Raw genomic sequence first — 18,936 nt, forward strand, 5'->3', positions numbered from 1 at the left:
GGGAAACATCAGATACTGACATTGGTTCAGTAATTGTTTGAGAAAAATTTTTGAGGGATTGAGCTAGGTCTAGTGTTGCAGGTATATTGTTATTACTTTTCAACGTAGGAGACTCCTGGTTGCTTGGATATCAGCCTAAACATCTTGTCCAGGCATCCTACTTTTTTTTGTGCCTTTCACACTACCCTTCATTACCCAACTTTTTCGCGTTGCACCCTGCTGAAATATACTGAAACCAGCGGATGCGCTCCGAGTACCAGTTGGACTTTCTCACCTCTTTGAGTTCATGCCTTAATCGCTCATTCAAATAGCGTCGTTCAAAACCCAGGCGAGCAAATAGTCGGCTACTAGTAAGATTTGTGACTGCATCTACGATAATGCCAGTTGTCTCACTTCTTGCTGCTGCGGCTCTTTGGGAGTAAATTCGGCAGCGAGTTGCCAACCAAAACGAAATACTGATGAAGAGAACTGCCCACGCTCCCACGAGTGCAGCCAGTGGAGGATAGGCGCGATACAGTAACATCGTGGCGACAATATACACGATAATTACTGCCATAAATTCACTAATCAGCATTTGCATCGTCTGCGTCACACCCAAAGAGGTTTCGCTAATCCGATGTGCCAATGCCCCAGAAAAGCTGCTACTAAGGTAACGGTGAGAATGATGCTGTAAGTAGGCATATAGCGATCGGACGATGTGCTGTCGGTGGATCGGATGAAGGATTGTCTGTAAAAGTCCAGCGGCTCGCCCGAATAACACTTCACCCACACTCAAGGCAGTGAATAACATCAGGGGTTGGCTCACGGCATCGAAAATCTGCTTACTGTCCCCTGGCGATCGCGTCACGCTCCGAATGATCTCACCAATGGCATAAGGCAACATGATGCCGCAGGTTGCATGTATTACCTCCAGAATCACCATTGTCACGTACCACCAGCGAAACTGATTCACGAAATAGCAAATGAAACTAAAGGTCGTCGCTGGCAAGGCTGGGGCATCGGCAGCACGTTGAAAGGATTTTGATTGTCTGGACTTTTTGGGCATGAATGCTGAATTAATATTCATTCCTAACGCAGACTTAACGCAGAGAATCTCCCTTGCGATATTCGGCAGTCAGGTTGTCTAGCTTTTGTTTCAAACTGTCGTCGAGTTTTAGTTCTACAGCCTTGAGGGTGTCAGTCAGTTGTTCTGGACGGCTAGCGCCAATAATGGGGGCAGTGATAATTGGATTAGCCAGTACCCAAGCCACCGCTAGGGTAGTGAGGGATAGTCCGGCTAGATCGGCCACTGTGCGTAATTCCTCCACAGTATTGAACTCGCGATCGCGCCAGTATCGTTCTTGATAACGTTCTGCGGCAGTCCCCAAGGTGAAACGTGTGCCTGCGGTGGGGCCTTGAGTCAGATTGTGTTTGCCCGTTAGTAGACCACCCGCCAAAGGATTGTAAGAAATTACACCCAGTCCTTCTTCTTTCGCTAAAGGCAAAAGTTCTCGCTCAATTTCGCGGAATAGGAGATTGTAGCGGGGTTGAATCGAAACAAAGCGAGTCAGATTTCGTGCATCGGCGCGACCCAAGGCACGGGCGAGTCGGTAAGCTAGGAAGTTGGAAACACCAATATATCTTACTTTACCAGCACGCACTATTGCATCTAATGCTTCTAAGGTTTCGTCGAGAGAGGTTGAGGCATCATCAGAGTGCAATTGGTATAAGTCTACATAATCGGTTCCCAATCGTCTTAGAGAAGCATTGATCGCATCAAGAATATGTTTGCGAGAAGCACCCTGATCCCAAGGTGCAGGGCCAACCTTGCCGACAGCTTTGGTAGCCAGTATAAAATGTTCGCGTTTGCCTTTGAGCCAACGTCCCACAATTTCTTCGGTGCGTCCAGCCGTAGCTAATCCACCACCCAGAGGATAAATGTCGGCTGTATCTAAAAAGTTAATTCCCGCATCAGCAGCAGTGTCAAGAATCTGCCTAGAAGTTTCTTCATCTGTCTGCAATCCAAAGGTCATTGTGCCAAGAGAGAGACGAGAAACGCTCAATCCAGTTTTACCGAGCTTAGTAGTTGGCAACGTTATAGAATTGCTCATGGTGTTGCTTTTGGGTGTGGAGATTTAAATGTGGAATATTCGGGCGTTTGCTTGGGGGGCTGTGGTCGCAATTCTTGGTGGACTAATCGGTTTAGGTGGTGCAGAGTTTCGCTTACCAGTTTTAGTTAGTATTTTCAACTATCGAACTCTACAGGCAATTATTATCAATCTCATTGTGAGCCTTGTCACTGTTACCTTTTCATTCATTTTTCGGAGTGGCATTATTGGTCTTGAGAGTGTTTTGGCAAACCTGACAGTAATCATAAACATTCTGGCAGGCTCTCTCATTGGCTCTTATGTTGGAGTTAACTATGCAACCCAGATCAACGAACGAACATTAAATCGCGTTGTTGTCGTGTTTCTATTTTTCCTGAGCTTTGTACTAATTGGGCATAATCTCATTTTCAGTTTTCAGAGTTGGCAACTTCCAGACTTACTGAGAATCGGTATAGGTTTTGTAGCGGGAATTGTGATTGGGATATTTAGCAGTATGCTTGGTGTCGCAGGTGGTGAGTTGATTATCCCTACGATCATTCTGGTGTTTGCAATTGATATCAAATTAGCAGGAAGTTTAAGTCTTGCAATCAGCATTCCCACAATCATCATGGGTCTATTCAAATATAGAAGTCAGCGACAACTCAACCAAGTTAAATCAGAGCAAAGTTTTATTGTTTCAATGGCATCTGGTTCAATACTAGGAGCATTCATTGGCAGCAACCTTTTGAGGTATGTAGCAAGTTTTTGGTTGTATGTAATACTAGGTGTGATTCTACTGTTATCGGCTTTGAAGTTAGCAAGGCACAAGCCATCTGCATAATGGGAATATTAACCAGCAAAGGCATCAGTCATTACTGAATTAGATCGATCCAAAGCACACCAGAAAGAATCCGCAGCCGCTATCTCTAAGCAAAAGCATCAGTCATTACTGAATTAGCTCGATGCTACCACAGAAGCCTGACGACAACTCTGTGAAACTAGCCATTGTTGCAGTTTTGAGTCACTATACACTTCATCAGCAATAAAATGATCGCCTTCAGGTAGTACAGTAAAATCTACTGTTCCCCCCAGTCCGCGCAAAGTATCGACAATCTGCTGTGTATCTTCAATCGGTAGTTTTTCGTCCTTTGCGCCTTGGAATATCTGGATAGGAATTTCTTTGAGTCCAGCTAGTTGGGTTTCTTCTAATGTCTTGGATACACGCCCTGATACTGCTACCAAACCAGCGAAGCGACTAGGGTGAGAAGCAGCGATATGCCAAGCCCCAGCTGTACCTAAACTGAACCCAGATATGATGACACGGTATGGATCGATAGACCGGGAGGCAATAAAATTATCCAACAAAGCAATTACATCTGATTCTCGCTCTACCCAAGTATGCCCTTCAGGAAGTTGGGGCGCTAAGAAGAAGTAAGGTAAGGGGCTGGATTCATTTACAAAACGAGGTAGACCCCATTTCAGCAGCACATTTAGATCATTGCCGCGATCGCGTGCGCCATGCAAAAACAACACAAGCGGTGCGGGTTTGTTAGCATCTTCAGCAACAGCCAAGAACAGATAAGGTAATAAACCGGAGCGCTTTTCGATAGGCATAGTTTTAATTTCTCAAGTGTGTGTTGAGTGCTCAGATCCCCGACTTCTTAAAAAAGTCGGGGATCTCGTAGCCTCTCAATGCCTGTAAATGGCAAAGATTTAAGCTACTACAAGGTTCTTCTCAACTTGTGGGGATGTGAGGTTAGTGACTTTGGATTCAATCGCTGTACCCTTGAAGAAGTCGGGGTTAGCTTGGGTGTAAAACTTGTAAGGATTATTGAATACATAAGCCTTAAAGTCTGCCTCAGAAATCACACCTTCTTGTACCAAATCCCAACTTTCTGCCAGTGGGTCGGTCAAATCTGGCACATCCCAGTGACCAACATCTGAGGAATAAATGGCGTTGATTGTCACACCCAAGGGATTAGCTTTATCGTTGAATGCTGCGGCTATAGTGCGATCGTCGGACTCGGAACCAAAGAAGAAACTGTTCACCCAGCGATCGCGGATGTCTTCAATTGTTTCAATCCCAGCTGCTGCAAAGTCTTCCAGTTCGCTACCAATTGGCGCACGGCTATGACGACTAAATGAAGAACCCAGTACACTCTTAGTCAATTCCTCTTTGGTGAGGGAATACCCTTGAGTAATTTCGCCACCAAATCGCTCAAACAACTCAAACAACTCATCAGAATTTGTCAGTTCTGGGTTGTAGTTTTGCAGTCCCTTGAGATTGCGCTTGGAGAAACGATCCACTAAATGAATGTAGACGTGTGCGCCCCAATCTGCACCACCTTCCAGCATAGCTACGCGCAACTGTGGGAAACGTTTAGTAACACCACCAAAGAACAACGCCTTGGCAAATGCTTGTGAGCCATCAGCAAAGTGACCGATATGGTTGTTCATGTAGTTACTGATGGAGGAGCGTCCAGTCCAACCTTGACTACCATAATGGGTAGTAATGGGTACACCTAATTCAACAGCCTTCGCCCAGAATGGATCGTAGTTGTATTCACTATCCAAGCCGTAAAAATCAATGTAAGAGGCATACTTGGCAATTTCGGGAAATTTATCGGCTGGATACTTATCAGCGATCGCCTTAATTGGCCGTTTCACACCACCAGGAATGTTTGCTACTTTTAAACCCAGTGTTTTTACGGCAAACTCTAACTCCTCAATGGCTTCTTGAGGATTACCCATCGGGATACCAGCTACAGGTGTCAGGCGATCGCTATATTTCCTGTACAAGTCAGCGTGATAGTGATTGACTGCACGTTGCAGTGCTTGACGGTTCTCCTTGCTAGCTCCAGCCGGTGCGAGGACATTGTTGGGAAACAGTACCGAATAATCTGACCCCTGCTCCGCCTGACGCTCATAGAACAGTTCAGGAAGAGTGTACGTAGCGAGATCCAAAGTATTGCGGGTGACTCTAGCCCACCAAGGTGATCGAATTGTGCGGTTGTACTGGCGTTCTTCTGGAGTTTGTTGATACCAGTCTTTACCATTGCTCTTGGAATTGAGACGAGAAGCTTCCGCTTTGCGTAATTCATCTACAAGTTTCGAGCCACCGTATTTAGCAATGTAATCCTCAAGCGCCGGAGTAAAATCATTGGTATGAACATCAGTGTCAATTATCGGATAATCAAGGTTTGCTTTGATTGCGGCGGAACGAGAAGTTTTCAATCTGCTATATTCAGTCATGATTTTTTCCTTTATTGTTATTAGACTTCTTGCATAAATATTTTGGAGTTGTTGAATGTTAGTGGCACTCTTGATTCTCTCTGCGCCTCCGCGTCTCTGCGTGAGAAACATTCATTTCCAAATAATGCAAAACCAGAAAATTTACGCCAACACCAATCTCTGATCCACTTGTTTAGCGGCAAATTGATTGCCCGGACGACGCAGCCCCAGATTTTCCCGCAAGGTAGTACCTCCATATTCACTACGGAACAATCCGCGTTTCTGGAGGATAGGAACGACTAGGTTAACGAAGTCATCTAACCCTGTAGGCAAGATAGGAGGCATAATATTAAAACCATCTGCTGCACCATTGTTAAACCATTCCTCTAACTGGTCAGCAATACTTTCAGGAGTACCAAGAATAGTACGATGACCTCTAGCGGTAGCCAGAGACAGGTACAACTGACGCAGTGTGAGAGTCCCACGAGTAGCTAAATCCCTGACTAATTTCAGACGACTCTTATTAGTGTTGGTATCACTGGGTAATTCAGGAGCTACATCATCTAAAGAATATTTCGACAAATCAACACCTTTGTAATAGTTGCTTAAAATCCCCCAAGCTACATCGGGATGAATCAGCGATTGCAGAAATTCGTATTTCTCTTGGGCTTCTGACTCAGTACGGCCAATGATTGGGAAAGCCCCAGGCATGATTTTCAGATCGTCTGGCGATCGCCCATATTTCGCCAACCTACCTTTGACATCAGCGTAAAATTCCTGAGCATCGGCTAGAGTTTGATTGGCAGTGAAAATCACCTCAGCAGTACGCGCAGCTAAATCCCGTCCAGCTTCCGATGCTCCAGCTTGCACAATCACCGGATAACCTTGAGGTGGACGACCAACATTCAAGGGGCCTTTGACAGAAAAATGTTTGCCCTTGTGGTTGAGTATGTGCAGTTTGTCCGGCTCGAAATAGATACCAGATTCTCTGTCACGGATGAAGGCATCATCTTCCCAACTGTCCCACAATCCTTTTACCACTTCCACAAACTCGTCAGCACGTTCATAACGCTGGCTGTGTTCTGGGTGATGCTCAAGACCGAAATTACGTGCGGCATTCTCGTTACCTGTGGTAACTACATTCCAACCTGCCCGGCCTTTACTCAAGTGATCCAAAGAAGCAAACTTCCGTGCCAGGGTGTAGGGTTCTTCATAGGTAGTTGAGGCAGTAGCAATAAAGCCGATATTTTGGGTTACAGAAGACAAGGCCGAAAAGAGTGTGACTGGCTCAAAATGGACAAGTTTACCATTGCGTCTCTGCGTTTGGGCATCGCCACCCCAAACTCCTGGGCTGTCTGCCAGAAAAACTGCATCGAATAAACCACGTTCGGCAGTTTGGGCAATTTCTTTGTAATGTTCAAAATTAAAACCCGCATCTATTTGTGCATCTGGATGTCGCCAAGCAGAAACATGATGTCCAGTGGCTTGAATAAATGCTCCTAAACGAAACTTACGTGTTTTGCTCATCTGCTTTTCTCTTGTTTGTATGTAATTAAATAGCATTCAAACTGGTCGCGGCGTTCCTCACTAACGCCTCTGTATGACTGTGGACTGGGAAAAAGTTTTTTAAAATTTGGTAGTGGGTAATAAGCAACCACGGTAATTTTTCAATTTGCCACCCAATCCCCAGTCACCAGTCCCCAGTCCCTTTTACTTAATGCTTCCAAGCTACTTGGATTGTTGCTGTAAGTTCTTCTGTAAAGTGACCAGAAGGCTCAACTGCTAGTAATGCTTCTTTGATATCTGCTTCAAATTCTTCGGTTTTGTCGCCATAGAAAATTTTCAGAGAAAAGGCTGTAGTGTACAAGTATCCAAGATAGCTAGAGACTGTCCAAGATTTTTCAAATGGCACTTCATATAATTCTTGGCGGGCAAATTTTGAATTGGCAATTACGACTTCGTGGGGAGGATCAACTGGTTTACGAGTACCTTGTCCTAGTTGTCCAGTTCGTCGCTCCTCACCTAACCATTTTTTCACTACTCCAATGGCAGCTTGTTTCCAAGGTAGAGAACTTTCCCAAGGATTATCACCTGTGTTGAGTAATGCTACAGCACCATCATCTGCCAGCAATTCATAAAGGCGTTCAAGTACAAGTTCGCGTTCCATCCAGTGGAAGGCTCTGCCAATGGTGGCTAGTTTAAATGTTCCCAAACTAGGGTTAATCAGTTCTGCACCTTGTTCTAGCCAAGTAATATTATTTGCTCTTACGGCTGCTGCTTGACGTTGCGCTTCCTTAAGCATCTCTGGATCGGGATCAATAGCAACTACTTCCTGAAATTTGGTGCTAAGGGCAATGGCAATTAAACCTGGCCCAGTACCCAAATCAAGAAGTCTTCCTTGACCATTGAGATTAAATATTTCAGTTAGTTTGTCAAATACAGCAGGTGAGTATTTAGTTCTGTATTGAGCGTAAACTTGGGCTGCACCCTCAAATAATGTTGGATCGTAAGTAGGAAGTGTTTTCAGTTGGGTCATAAGTTGGTTTTTAGTGAATCAATCTCTATTCGGGTACTGGGGATTAGGTATTGGGAAAATTATTCTGAATATTTTCCTAGTCTCTGTTGCTAGAACAATCTATAGAGGACTTGTAGTATGAGAATGCCGAGGTTCTTACCAAGTTTGTTTGAACCACCTAGAACATTGATCGGGCGTTTCACTACTACCTGCATCAGGTACACGATTATTTTTGCTCTATCAATATTTTTTGTAGCTTTGGCTAAGTAGTCAGCCGATAAATGAAATACTGTAGTTTATTTCTCTTAAAATACTAAAACTCGATTGATTTACCGTAGTTTGCTTATGTAAGACAGCTTTTCACACTTACGAGAAAAATGCAAGTATTGCTTAACACAAGTTTGCCAATTCCCTTGAAAAATATTTCTTAAGGGGATTGCTTTTTTTATTGTTTTATGCAAATATCCAAAGTTAGAGTAAACTACTAAATCCCGGTAAGCTTTTAGTAGTTTGCTAACAGCCACAAATTAGGCTAATTCAAATTCTTTCTTCTCAAGAGATCATCCCACTTTTTGCCTCTCTTCTCTTAGCTCGTGTGTAATCTTTTAACCCCATTTAGTCTTTGCCAAAAGGTGTTCATAAAGAAACCTCTGTAAAACAATCTATCTGAGAAATGTTTGTCTGCAAAAGGGTGTGTAATCTGGATGTAAAAATCCTGTGGGGTGCTAGCAATCAAAGATTTGTTGATTTTCTGTGCATAACTCAATAGCCAATGTTCAAAGTTTTGTGGGATTACGGGCTAATTATCCCAGCCCTTGTTAATGGATTTTTTATCCTGTCTTCAGCTGCACTTGCTGCTGAAATGCCGAATTTATCTGAGCCTAGATCAGAGATTGAGAAAATTTCCCCAAATAATAGTGCAAACCTTGTTACTAAATCGATTCAGGCTGAATTTAATCAAATTGCCAATGCAGAAATCATCAAAACGCCAGACTCATCACTCCAAAAAGGGAGCTTACTTTCTCAGAAGACTTTAACAAATCAAAACGAACCCATAGGACAAGTTACATCTGTTTCTGAGTTATCTGATGTTCAGCCTACAGATTGGGCATTTCAAGCTTTACAGTCTTTAGTTGAGCGTTATGGCTGCATAGCTGGATACCCAAACGGTGATTTTCGGGGAAACCAAGCCTTAACACGCTACGAATTTGCGGCGGGATTGAATGCTTGTCTCAACAGAGTTAACGAGCTGATTGCTAGTAGCACTGAGAGTTTAGTCACAAAAGAAGATTTGGCTACTTTGCAAAATTTACGAGAACAATTTGCATCGGAACTGACAGCGTTGCGAGGTAGGCTTGATAGCTTGGAACAGCGTCAAGCTAAAGTAGAAGCTAATCAGTTTTCGACAACCACCAAATTGGTAGGTGATGCGACATTTGTGGTGGCTGATACATTTGGCGATCGCGCCAATAATACCCCAGCCAATGACACTGAGGACAGCACCAATACCATTTTTGCCTACCGTGCCAGACTAAACTTTCAAACTAGTTTTACTGGTAGAGATCAACTCACAACGGTATTGACACTTGGTAACGCTATCCCTAACTTGACAAGCTCTACGGGAACCGCAATGACCCGTTTTACCTTTGATACTGATGGTAGAGAAGGAACATATCTGAGTCAGTTAGTATATCGTTTTCCAGTAGGTAGTCAAGCTACTGTCTGGGTAGGGACTAGAGCGCTGCAACCAGCTATTTTTACACCAACCTTAAATGCTTCAGTTGGTGGGCTAAATGGTGCTGCTTCGCGGTTCGCAACATTCAACCCTACTATTTACCGGCCTGGTTTTGATGGTGCTGGCGCAGCTTTTGCATACAAGTTCAGCGATCAATTACAAGTAAACTTGGGTTATATCACCTTTGATGGTCAAGCTAATCTCCCAGACGAAGGTAACGGATTCTTCAATGGCAACCATCTCGCGCTAGCTCAGTTAACCATATCACCTACTCGTCAATTAGATATTGGTCTTACTTACGTCCGTAAATACTTTGGTAATGGAGCTTTTAATCTTACTGGTGGGACAGGTAGCGCCTTCGCTAGAAATCCATTTGGGCAAAACGCTACTACAACTGATAATTTTGGACTGCAATTTAACTGGCGAGCTAGTTCTCGGTTTCATTTAGGTGGCTGGTTTGGCTATACTCTCGCTAATCAGCTAGCTAATGGTGATAGCAATGCAACTATTATCAATGCTGCGCTCACTCTTGCGTTTCCAGACTTGTTTAAAGAAGGTAATGTAGGTGGAATTATCGTTGGTGTACCGCCGAAAGTGACTAGCAGTGATTATCGCCCTACACCCACAGCCCCTCTCCGACAAGACCAAGACACTTCTTTGCATTTAGAGACTTTTTATTCCTACAGGGTAAATAACAACATCCGAATTATCCCAAGTTTGTACCTAATTACCAAGCCTGAACATAATGATGCCAACGATCCGATTTGGGTGGGTTCTCTCCGCACTACCTTTACTTTCTAGCAAACTAACGAAGGGAACTGAGCATGAACACTTGTCTTACTCACTCCTGATTCTCTCTAATTCAGAAATGTAAGGGTTGATTTTTACGTAATTTCGTGTAGAATTCTGACTATAAACTACGGTAATTCGGTCAAGTTGCAGTATTTAGACAAAATACTTTAGCAGTAAAGCATTTATTTCGGCTTATTCTCTACCTATTTGCGTATAACAAACACACGTAATGCCTACGTATTCAATCCTACTGATAAAACAGCCCTTAATAAAAACTTTGTCAAATCAGTAATTAACACCTTATGACTATTACCCTCAAAAAGATTAAAAGTAGCGAAAAATCCCTAGAAGCAGTATTCAACAACAAATTTGCTGATAAAATCATCCCTTGGATAGTACCTTTTATAGTGCTACTACTTTGGGAAATTGCTTCCAGAACTGATTTACTTTCCAGCAGAATTCTTCCAGCACCAAGTAGCGTAGTTTTTACGGCATTTAAGTTAGCTTCAACTGGAGAGCTATTCCAACACATGGGAATCAGTGCTACACGCGCTATATCTGGTTTTATCATTGGTGGCGGAATTGGCTTTATTTTAGGATTACTCACCGGATTTTCTCGCATTGCAGAACAATTATTAGACAGTTCCTTGCAAATGCTGCGGACTATTCCCAACTTGGCATTAATTCCCCTAGTAATTTTATGGTTTGGAATTGGCGATCAAGCTAGATTATTCCTAGTTTCTATAGGTGTGTTTTTTCCCATTTACCTTAATACCTATCATGGAATTCGTAGTGTAGACCCTCAACTCATTGAAATGGGTAGAGTTTATGGCTTAAAAACATCTCAACTCTTGTGGCAAATTGTTTTTCCAGGAGCTTTATCTTCAATTTTAATTGGTGTCCGCTTTTCCTTGGGTATTATGTGGCTATCTTTAATTGTCGCCGAACAAATTGCAGCAGATTCGGGCATCGGTTATATGGCAATGAATGCCCGTGAGTTTATGCAAACAGACGTTGTAGTGTTAAGCATTATCATCTATGCACTGTTAGGTAAACTAGCAAATTCCATCGCTAAAGCTCTAGAAAATAAATTTTTATCATGGAATCCTAACTATACATCTGCTGGATAAAAGCTTAGGTCAAAAATTAAAACTTTTTTAATTTTTGACTTTTATTAATTGATGGCAAAAAAGCCCAAGTTCAGTAACTTAATCACTCAAAAATATCTCAATAAGGAAAAAATTACATGGTTTTAAATATACAAGGCTCACAACTCAATATTTTGGGTTTAAGCAAAGTTTTTGGAAATAAAACTGTCTTAAACTCAATAAATCTAGAAGTAGCACCAGGAGAATTTATTGCTATTGTGGGGCGTAGTGGTTGCGGTAAAAGTACCTTACTACGCCTAGTGTCTGGGTTAGATAAACCTACTACAGGCGGCATATTATTAGATGGAGAACCACTACGTAAGCTTAGTCATTCTGTAAGAGTGATGTTTCAAGACCCCCGGTTACTACCTTGGAAATGTGTGATAGATAATGTAGGTCTAGGTTTGCAAGAAAATTGGCGTGCAAAAGCTGCGCGGGTATTAGAACAAGTCGGACTCAAAGATAGAGCTGATGAATGGCCTTACGTGTTATCTGGAGGACAACGACAACGGGTAGCATTAGCTAGAGCCTTGGTGAGTCAACCACAACTATTACTACTTGATGAGCCTTTAGGAGCATTGGATGCGTTAACTCGCTTAGAAATGCAACATTTAATCGAAGATATGTGGCAACAGAGAGGCTTTACGGCGTTTTTAGTTACCCATGATGTAGAGGAAGCTGTAGCGCTGGCAGACAGAGTGATAGTAATTGAAGAAGGACGGGTTGCGTTAGATTTACCTGTAAGATTGTCGCGTCCACGAGACAGAGCTAGTGAAGTATTTGTAAATATCAGAGAAGCAGTACTACAACAAGTTATGAATAATGAAGACACTCGCGCACATCAATTATTGCAAATGAGCCATTAATACTTTAGCTTTAAGTGGATATCTCATCTAATGAAAAGTGCTGAGTTCCGAGTGCTGAGTTAAAAGACCGCCCACAAGCGAAAAGTTCTGCGAAGAGAAGTTGCCAGGAGGGTTTCCCTCCAAGCTAACTTCGGGGAGGGTTTCCCTCCGCAGGAAACTTTTCAAGACAGTGGTGGGTTCAAGCCCCCACTAATTGCAATTGTGAATTATAAATTATTAACTATGAATTAGATTAACTCTGGTAGCCAGTAATACTCAACATTAGGTTGACTATTGATTTTGTTGGTTGACATATTACTAAATTGGAACTCATGCTTTTCGTAAAATGCACAAGCTCGAATATTTTCTTGCAAAGTGTGAAGCTTCAATCCTGTGGGACAAATAGTTTTTGCTTTCTCAAGCAAAGCTGAACCAATACCCCGATTCTAATAAGTTTTGTCTACAAAAAGCTGGCTTAACCATTTTTCTTCTCGGATGATGACAACAAAACCGACAATTTTCTTTTCAACTTCAGCAATCCAAATATCACCGTGTACAGCTAGGTCATCACGAAAACGAGCTTTCCACGCAATATATGGCTGTGGATGTTGAATATGGATAAAAGTTTGATGCCAAGTTCGATACCAAAGTTGAACAGTATTTTCTAAATCATCAGTTTGGTATGGACGAATTGTAATCATAATTAAATATCAAATTAGTATTTAAATTCATCCTCGGTTTTCATTTAACTGGAGTGATTAAACCCAATTCTAAATAAAGTGGAGATACTATATTTTTTATTTTTGGCAATTTTCTTATAAATATATAAGCTCCAATTAAACAACAGATACCACCAAATAATAAAGCATTATTTACTCCTATTTTACTAGCTAATCCTCCAAAAAATAAATTACCGAATGGTAAGATTCCTAAAAAACCTGTTGTGAATATACTTGTGACTCTCCCCCGCTTAGTTTCATCCACTAGAATTAATTGCACAAAGTTACTAATAGCTGCCAAGGTAAGCGTATTATTCATGCCGACAATGAAAATTAATACTAGGCAAGTGTGTAAATTATGAGAGCGAGAAAACAATATTAAACCTAAACCTAAAACCGTAGCAGAATACGCTATGACGTTTACTAATCCTGTGGCTTGTTTCCTTAAAATCAGATAAAGTCCAGCAATTATCGAACCTAGTGCGGAAGCAGTCATCAAAAAACCCATAGTTTCTGCATCACCATTTAAGATTTCTCTTACGAAAACAGGGATGAGGTTAACATGGGTCATAACCATAAAACAAATCACAATTTGTAAGGTTAAAACATACCTGATGGGGAGGAAATTATAGGCGAAAGCAAAACCTTCTTTTAAATTTTGGAAAATATTTGTGTTTTTTAGTGAATAACTATTAGACACTGATTTAATTTGAGTAGCTAATATAGCAAAAATAAAAGGTACATAACTGATACTATCGACCAAAAAACATGAAGCTGCTCCAAACCTAGCAAGTAGTAATCCTCCTATCATAGGACTGACAAACTTTGCTGTATTAATTAAGAATGAATGAATAGAAATGGCACTGTAAGTATCTGCTTTGTTATCCACCAATCTAGGAATAGTTACTAAACGTGCTGGTAAATCAAACGCTTTGACAGTTCCTTGCATGATACCGATGATAATAATCCACGTCACGGTAATATGACTGTTAATAGTGAGAAAAGTAAGAGTAGAAGATAGCAAAATAGATGCTAGCTGAGTAGCTAATAATACATATCGTAAATTCCAACGATCTAATAATACGCCCACCAATGGTGTAATAATCAAACCCATAAATTGATTTGTGAAACCAACTACACCAACTAACATGGCTGAATTAGTGATTTGATAAACCATCCATACTAGGGCGATTTGAGTCATCCAAGAGCCAAAGAAAGATACGCTTTCTCCAATTACAAAACAACAAACATTTGGAGATTTAAGAGCAGGTGGAATATGCAAAGAAGTAAACAATCGTTTGTCTACTTCAGAACTTTTTTTATGACTTGGTTGCATGAGTATTTTCAGTGGGGAGACTTGAGCCGATTTTTGGATGAAAAGTTCACTGATTTTGTTATTTTTTCACCAAATTATTGAGACAATATTAGAAGTACTTAAATTTAGATAGACGTAAAGTTAGCATACTTAGCATATTCTGACAAGGATACTGAGGCTATAGATTTGGGACTTTGCTCATAACGCACCCTACAAAACAGGGTTTGGGGATGTGCGATCGCCTGCCAACAGTTCACGAATAATTATTTATGATGATCAAAGCAATCCTTTTTGATTTAGACGGTACTCTCCTAGACCGAGAAACTCCACTCCAGCAATTTATTACAGATCAATACGATCACTTTAGCCCATAATATATTTAGTTTTACTAAGATTTAGTCTACCTCAAATTTTGGTTTACGTATACTTTACTTCCTAAGCACTTGTATTGTAGCTGTGACTATGCAATAATATCAAGCAAATCTACGATAAGTCGGTAGATGAATCGTATTTATAGCTTCTGGCACAAGTCTTATACACACAAAGTAATCAGTGAGAACGCGAATACAGTAATACAACTCCAGTTGATATCGAGTTGAAAATTTTGATTTTCGCTTGGTCGTAAAGCTTGATTTTGCTCAAAGTTGACGGTCATCTTAACTATGGAGACATAATCATGACAATTGCCCTTGAACGCCCTACTAAAAAGTCTCGTTCTGCACAGATTCGGGAGCAACTCGGTTATCCCATCATTGATACCGATGTGCATACCCAAGAATTTGAACCAGCCTTTCTTGATTATTTAGCTCAAGTGGGTGGCGCTAAACTTGCCGATAGCTTCCGAGATCATTTACCGGGTGCTGGACGTTATCGTTGGTTCCAGCAAACTTGGGAAGAACGTCATACTTACCGCACTGCTCGTCCTCCCTTTTGGGGGCGTCCTACAAAAGACACTCTAAACCTTGCTACTATTAGCTTGCCGAAGCTACTGCATGAACGTTTGCAAGAAGCTGGGACAGATTTTGCTGTACTGTATCCCAACTTAGCAACCCTAGCACCGCAAATTAAAAACGAAGAAATGCGTCGAGCAGTTTGTCGTGCCGCCAACCTCTATCATGCAGATATATTCCGGCCATACTCCGATCGCCTAACTCCCATTGCTACTATTCCTCTCAACACACCAGAAGAGGGGATAGAAGAATTGGAATATGCAGTCAAAGAACTAGGCTTGAAAGCCATTCAAATTCCTGGTTATGTTACCCGCGTTATTCCTGGCTTCGAGAAATATCCTGACGAAGTACAAAGAGAAGCAACTTGGATTGATAACTTTGCTCTGGATAGCGCCTACGATTACGATCGCTTCTGGGCCAAATGCGTAGAGCTAAAAGTTGTCCCCACTACTCACGCATCCGGTATGGGTTGGACATCTCGCCGTTCGATTTCCAACTATCAATATAATCACATTGGACACTTTGCCTCGGCTGCGGAAGCTTTTTGTAAAGCACTGTTCTTCGGTGGTGTGACTCATCGTTTCCCAACTCTCAGATTTGCTTTTCTAGAAGGTGGTTCAGCTTGGGGTGCTAGTCTCTATACAGATCTCATCTGGCATTGGGAAACTCGTAACCCAGAGATTTTACAGAACAATCATCCTGGTAATGTGAATCGGGAAGAATTACAGGAATTGTTCACTCGTTATGGTGGTAAAGAATTCCAAAATCGTTTTGATGAAATTGGTAGCGGTCTAGGTTTTCACGGGAAATACTTTGCACCTGAAGATCCTGGTGAATTGAATGAATTTGCGGCGGCGGGAATTACCAAAGCGGAAGATGTACGCGTTAGCGAAGCTCCTCCCTAGGAGGCTCGCTTCCTCAATCACTTCTACTTCGGTACAGAATCAGACGATACCCGTGTGGCTTATGCCTTCCATCAAAAAGCTAATCCTTTTGGCGACAGAGTAAAAGCTTTTTTGGGTTCTGATTCTGGTCACTGGGATGTACCTGATATTACAGCTGTTACCTCCAACGCTTACAGCATGGTAGAACGCGGTATCCTCAGCGAAGAAGACTTGCGACACTTCTTATCTATCCATCCTTTGGAGTTGTACACCAGTCTCAATCGTGACTTCTTCAAGGGTACAGCGATCGAGAAAGCAGCAGAAGAATATTTAGCGACTAATACTCGCGCTTAGGACAAGTTTGTGTACCTGATGCCTTAACTCCGCCATCTACGCCGAAGGTGGGCAATGTCCACCTTCTTATCTTGAAAATGGGGAATGACCTGTTTATTAAACCTCTTGCAAAAGTCAAACAGTTAGGCATGTCATTCTGTAGCAAGATCCCGCAGGGTGCGGAACGTAGTGAACAGAAGAATCTCACTCAGATGTTGAGCGGAGCGAAACATGACATTTTAAGCATTTATGCAAGAGGTCTATTATAAAAATTCTGCGTTAGCGTTGGCGGAGCCTCTCGTAGAGAAGGTATCGCAGTTTAATAGGAACTAGAGAGTAAGATTTATGCGATACCCAATATCTCTTCGAGTCTCTTTCAGTATGGAATTGTAGATGAACTTGGTAGGCACAAGATTGAGTTATGGTAAGAAAATTAAATGATAAAGTAGCTATTATTACCGGAGCTTCTGCGGGAATTGGTGAAGCTACGGCCATTGCCTTAGCAGCAGAAGGGGCAAAAGTAGTAATTGCAGCCAGAAGAAGCGATCGCCTAGAAGCATTAGCAAAACTTATCGAATCCAGCGGTGGACAAGCATTACCCATAGTTACCGATATCACCGACGAAACCCAAGCTAACAACCTCATCCACAAAGCAAATGCAGAGTTAGGGCGAGTTGATATTTTAGTGAACAACGCAGGTGTAGCCCTGACAGGTAACATTGATGGCGGTAATACTTCAGACTGGCGACGGATGTTTGATGTCAATATCTTCGGATTGCTTTATGCTACCCATGCAGTTCTACCAATTTTCAAAGCTCAAGGTGGAGGACATATAGTTAATATTTCATCAGTAGCAGGTCGTTTGGCCCGTGCAGGTGTCGGGATATACAATGCAACCAAATGGGGTGTAAATGCCATATCTGAATCTTTGCGGCAAGAAGTGTTGAAAGATAACATCCGCGTCACTATTATTGAGCCTGGTTTAGTAAATACAGAAATCAACAATTATATTACTGACCCCATATCTAAACAGATTAGTGAAGAACGGCGCAAATCAATCAAAGCTTTGGAAAGTGAGGATATTGCCAGAGCGATCGCTTATGCTGTAACTCAACCACCCCACGTTAATGTTAACGAAATTCTCATTAGACCAACTCAGCAAGAACGGTAATTGGATCTTGCATTTGCGGCTTATCTATGTGAATATTCTATAAATAAAATACGGTAAATTGCTTGATTTATCGTAGTATTAAATTTAATTATAGAATAAATGTATGTTGACTAAGTATTTACCAAATCGACTGATGAAGATTGTCAGCAGCTTTCTTCAGAATTATGAAATATTCAGAATTGGCATATTTGCCTTATTCTTTGCCTGCGGGTTAAGTTTGACTCTTGTGATATCTGCGTGTTCTTCCAACAACACAAGTAATTCTGCCGCAACGCAGGCAGCAAATCAAAGCGCGACAAATCAAAACGTTGCAGTTCGGATTGGCTATCAAAAAGCAGCAACTATTCTCAACGCCATAAGAGCGCAAAAAGATTTGGAGAAAGCTTTTGCTGCTAGTGGCGCTTCTGTGACATGGGCTGAATTTCCTTCTGGCCCGCCAATGTTAGAGGCAATTAACGCTGGGAGTATTGATTTTGGCTATACTGGCGAATCACCGCCGATATTTGCCCAAGTTTCGGGTACTCCCATAGTTTATGTTGCTTACGATCCTTGGAGTCCAAAAGCAGAAGCAATTATTGTGCCGAAAAGTTCATTTATTCAGACTCTTGCAGACCTCAAGGGTAAACGAGTTGCTGTTGCTAAAGGTTCAAATACTAACTACTTATTGGTAAAAGCCTTAGAAAAGGGAAGAGTAGATTACAACGATATCAAACCAGCTTTTCTCCAACCTCCCGATGCTCGTGCGGCTTTTGAGGGTAATAATGTTGATGCTTGGGCAATTTGGGATCCTTACTTAGCTGCGGCGCAAGCTGCTACAGGCGCACGCACTCTCACTGATGCAACTGGGTTAGCACCCAATCGTGGTTATTATCTAGCTGCAAAATCCTTTGTTGACAAGTATCCCGATGCCTTGAAAACAGTTCTCGATGAAGTAAAAAAAAGAAGTAACTGGGCGCAAAATAATCCCGCAGAAGTTGCCAAATTTCTCTCACCAGAATTAGGTATTGATGCTGAGGTTCTAGAAGTCGCAGAAAAACGACGGGAGTATGGTGTACTACCGCTAACAGAGGAAGTGATTCGTGGACAACAGCAGATTGCCGATACCTTTTACAAAATCAAGCTGATACCGAAATCTATCAATATTAGCGAAATCGTTTGGAAAGGCAATCAATAATACTAATTCGGAATTCGGAATTCAGAAAGTTAGATACAATCTGGGTTTCAAGGTTTGA

The 18,936-nt window shown here is 41.9% G+C and carries 14 protein-coding genes and 2 pseudogenes; 7 read left to right on the forward strand and 9 right to left on the reverse strand.

The window, feature by feature from the left end; all coding sequences use genetic code 11:
• Window positions 1–217 precede the first annotated feature (217 nt).
• Window positions 218–1,045, reverse strand: a pseudogene (locus tag FNW02_RS27910) (ABC transporter transmembrane domain-containing protein); the annotation flags it as partial.
• Between the two features lie 34 nt (window positions 1,046–1,079).
• A complete protein-coding gene (locus FNW02_RS27915) occupies window positions 1,080–2,078 on the reverse strand; it encodes an aldo/keto reductase (protein ID WP_191760785.1) in 999 nt (332 codons plus the stop codon).
• Between the two features lie 40 nt (window positions 2,079–2,118).
• Here FNW02_RS27915 and FNW02_RS27920 point away from each other — a divergent pair, with 40 nt between their 5' ends.
• The gene (locus FNW02_RS27920; RefSeq protein WP_191760732.1) at window positions 2,119–2,907 is read left to right on the forward strand and encodes a sulfite exporter TauE/SafE family protein; all 789 of its coding nucleotides are present in this window, start codon (window positions 2,119–2,121) and stop codon (window positions 2,905–2,907) included.
• Window positions 2,908–3,020: 113 nt separating this feature from the next.
• On the opposite strand, the gene FNW02_RS27925 is transcribed toward FNW02_RS27920, so the two are convergent.
• The 4 genes from FNW02_RS27925 to FNW02_RS27940 form a co-directional block, all read right to left on the reverse strand.
• Window positions 3,021–3,680 carry a carboxylesterase family protein gene (locus tag FNW02_RS27925; protein ID WP_191760733.1) on the reverse strand — a complete coding sequence of 220 codons (660 nt, stop codon included), beginning with the start codon at window positions 3,678–3,680 and terminating at the stop codon, window positions 3,021–3,023.
• Between the two features lie 99 nt (window positions 3,681–3,779).
• The gene (locus FNW02_RS27930) at window positions 3,780–5,318 is read right to left on the reverse strand and encodes an amidohydrolase family protein (protein ID WP_191760734.1); all 1,539 of its coding nucleotides are present in this window, start codon (window positions 5,316–5,318) and stop codon (window positions 3,780–3,782) included.
• 141 nt (window positions 5,319–5,459) lie between these two features.
• Window positions 5,460–6,824 carry an LLM class flavin-dependent oxidoreductase gene (locus FNW02_RS27935; protein WP_191760735.1) on the reverse strand — a complete coding sequence of 455 codons (1,365 nt, stop codon included), beginning with the start codon at window positions 6,822–6,824 and terminating at the stop codon, window positions 5,460–5,462.
• Between the two features lie 187 nt (window positions 6,825–7,011).
• The gene (locus FNW02_RS27940; RefSeq protein WP_191760736.1) at window positions 7,012–7,833 is read right to left on the reverse strand and encodes a class I SAM-dependent methyltransferase; all 822 of its coding nucleotides are present in this window, start codon (window positions 7,831–7,833) and stop codon (window positions 7,012–7,014) included.
• Window positions 7,834–8,584: 751 nt separating this feature from the next.
• Here FNW02_RS27940 and FNW02_RS27945 point away from each other — a divergent pair.
• The 3 genes from FNW02_RS27945 to FNW02_RS27955 all read left to right on the forward strand — a co-directional run bounded on the left by FNW02_RS27945 (window position 8,585) and on the right by FNW02_RS27955 (window position 12,353).
• Entirely contained in the window at window positions 8,585–10,348 is a 1,764-nt protein-coding gene (locus tag FNW02_RS27945; protein ID WP_191760737.1) for an iron uptake porin, read from the forward strand.
• A 293-nt stretch (window positions 10,349–10,641) separates the two neighbouring features.
• Window positions 10,642–11,469 (forward strand): ABC transporter permease subunit, encoded by an 828-nt coding sequence (locus tag FNW02_RS27950; protein ID WP_191760738.1) that lies wholly within the window; start codon window positions 10,642–10,644, stop codon window positions 11,467–11,469.
• 116 nt (window positions 11,470–11,585) lie between these two features.
• Window positions 11,586–12,353, forward strand: coding sequence for an ATP-binding cassette domain-containing protein (locus tag FNW02_RS27955; RefSeq protein WP_191760739.1), 768 nt, complete (start codon window positions 11,586–11,588; stop codon window positions 12,351–12,353).
• A 227-nt stretch (window positions 12,354–12,580) separates the two neighbouring features.
• Here the strand turns inward: FNW02_RS27955 and FNW02_RS40205 are convergent, their stop codons facing one another.
• Genes FNW02_RS40205 through FNW02_RS27970 form a run of 3 tightly spaced genes read right to left on the reverse strand, consistent with a single transcriptional unit; the run spans window position 12,581 to window position 14,387 of the window.
• Window positions 12,581–12,769, reverse strand: a complete 189-nt coding sequence (locus FNW02_RS40205; RefSeq protein WP_191760786.1) for a GNAT family N-acetyltransferase — start codon at window positions 12,767–12,769, stop codon at window positions 12,581–12,583.
• Window positions 12,770–12,778: 9 nt separating this feature from the next.
• Window positions 12,779–13,033 carry a GNAT family protein gene (locus tag FNW02_RS27965; RefSeq protein WP_191760740.1) on the reverse strand — a complete coding sequence of 85 codons (255 nt, stop codon included), beginning with the start codon at window positions 13,031–13,033 and terminating at the stop codon, window positions 12,779–12,781.
• A gap of 40 nt (window positions 13,034–13,073) precedes the next feature.
• Window positions 13,074–14,387 (reverse strand): MFS transporter, encoded by a 1,314-nt coding sequence (locus FNW02_RS27970; RefSeq protein ID WP_191760741.1) that lies wholly within the window; start codon window positions 14,385–14,387, stop codon window positions 13,074–13,076.
• Between the two features lie 655 nt (window positions 14,388–15,042).
• Between FNW02_RS27970 and FNW02_RS27975 the strand changes: the two are divergent.
• From FNW02_RS27975 to FNW02_RS27985, 3 genes and pseudogenes are all read left to right on the forward strand, one after another.
• Window positions 15,043–16,554, forward strand: a pseudogene (locus FNW02_RS27975) (amidohydrolase family protein).
• 400 nt (window positions 16,555–16,954) lie between these two features.
• Complete coding sequence (locus FNW02_RS27980) at window positions 16,955–17,704, forward strand: SDR family oxidoreductase (RefSeq protein WP_191760742.1); 750 nt, start codon at window positions 16,955–16,957, stop codon at window positions 17,702–17,704.
• A gap of 103 nt (window positions 17,705–17,807) precedes the next feature.
• Window positions 17,808–18,878: a sulfonate ABC transporter substrate-binding protein gene (locus FNW02_RS27985; RefSeq protein WP_191760743.1), complete on the forward strand. Its 1,071-nt coding sequence runs from the start codon at window positions 17,808–17,810 to the stop codon at window positions 18,876–18,878.
• Window positions 18,879–18,936 lie beyond the last annotated feature (58 nt).

The sequence above is a fragment of the Komarekiella delphini-convector SJRDD-AB1 genome, from assembly GCF_014831675.1.
Taxonomy (GTDB): Bacteria; Cyanobacteriota; Cyanobacteriia; order Cyanobacteriales; family Nostocaceae; genus Komarekiella.

Excerpts from the sequence above, each read along its gene's own strand:
- FNW02_RS27920 (WP_191760732.1), top strand. The coding sequence starts at position 2,119 with ATGTGGAATATTCGGGCGTTTGCTTGGGGGGCTGTGGTCGCAATTCTT.
- FNW02_RS27925 (WP_191760733.1), bottom strand. The coding sequence starts at position 3,680 with ATGCCTATCGAAAAGCGCTCCGGTTTATTACCTTATCTGTTCTTGGCT.
- FNW02_RS27930 (WP_191760734.1), bottom strand. The coding sequence starts at position 5,318 with ATGACTGAATATAGCAGATTGAAAACTTCTCGTTCCGCCGCAATCAAA.
- FNW02_RS27935 (WP_191760735.1), bottom strand. The coding sequence starts at position 6,824 with ATGAGCAAAACACGTAAGTTTCGTTTAGGAGCATTTATTCAAGCCACT.
- FNW02_RS27940 (WP_191760736.1), bottom strand. The coding sequence starts at position 7,833 with ATGACCCAACTGAAAACACTTCCTACTTACGATCCAACATTATTTGAG.
- FNW02_RS27945 (WP_191760737.1), top strand. The coding sequence starts at position 8,585 with ATGTTCAAAGTTTTGTGGGATTACGGGCTAATTATCCCAGCCCTTGTT.
- FNW02_RS27950 (WP_191760738.1), top strand. The coding sequence starts at position 10,642 with ATGACTATTACCCTCAAAAAGATTAAAAGTAGCGAAAAATCCCTAGAA.
- FNW02_RS27955 (WP_191760739.1), top strand. The coding sequence starts at position 11,586 with ATGGTTTTAAATATACAAGGCTCACAACTCAATATTTTGGGTTTAAGC.
- FNW02_RS27965 (WP_191760740.1), bottom strand. The coding sequence starts at position 13,033 with ATGATTACAATTCGTCCATACCAAACTGATGATTTAGAAAATACTGTT.
- FNW02_RS27970 (WP_191760741.1), bottom strand. The coding sequence starts at position 14,387 with ATGCAACCAAGTCATAAAAAAAGTTCTGAAGTAGACAAACGATTGTTT.
- FNW02_RS27980 (WP_191760742.1), top strand. The coding sequence starts at position 16,955 with ATGGTAAGAAAATTAAATGATAAAGTAGCTATTATTACCGGAGCTTCT.
- FNW02_RS27985 (WP_191760743.1), top strand. The coding sequence starts at position 17,808 with ATGTTGACTAAGTATTTACCAAATCGACTGATGAAGATTGTCAGCAGC.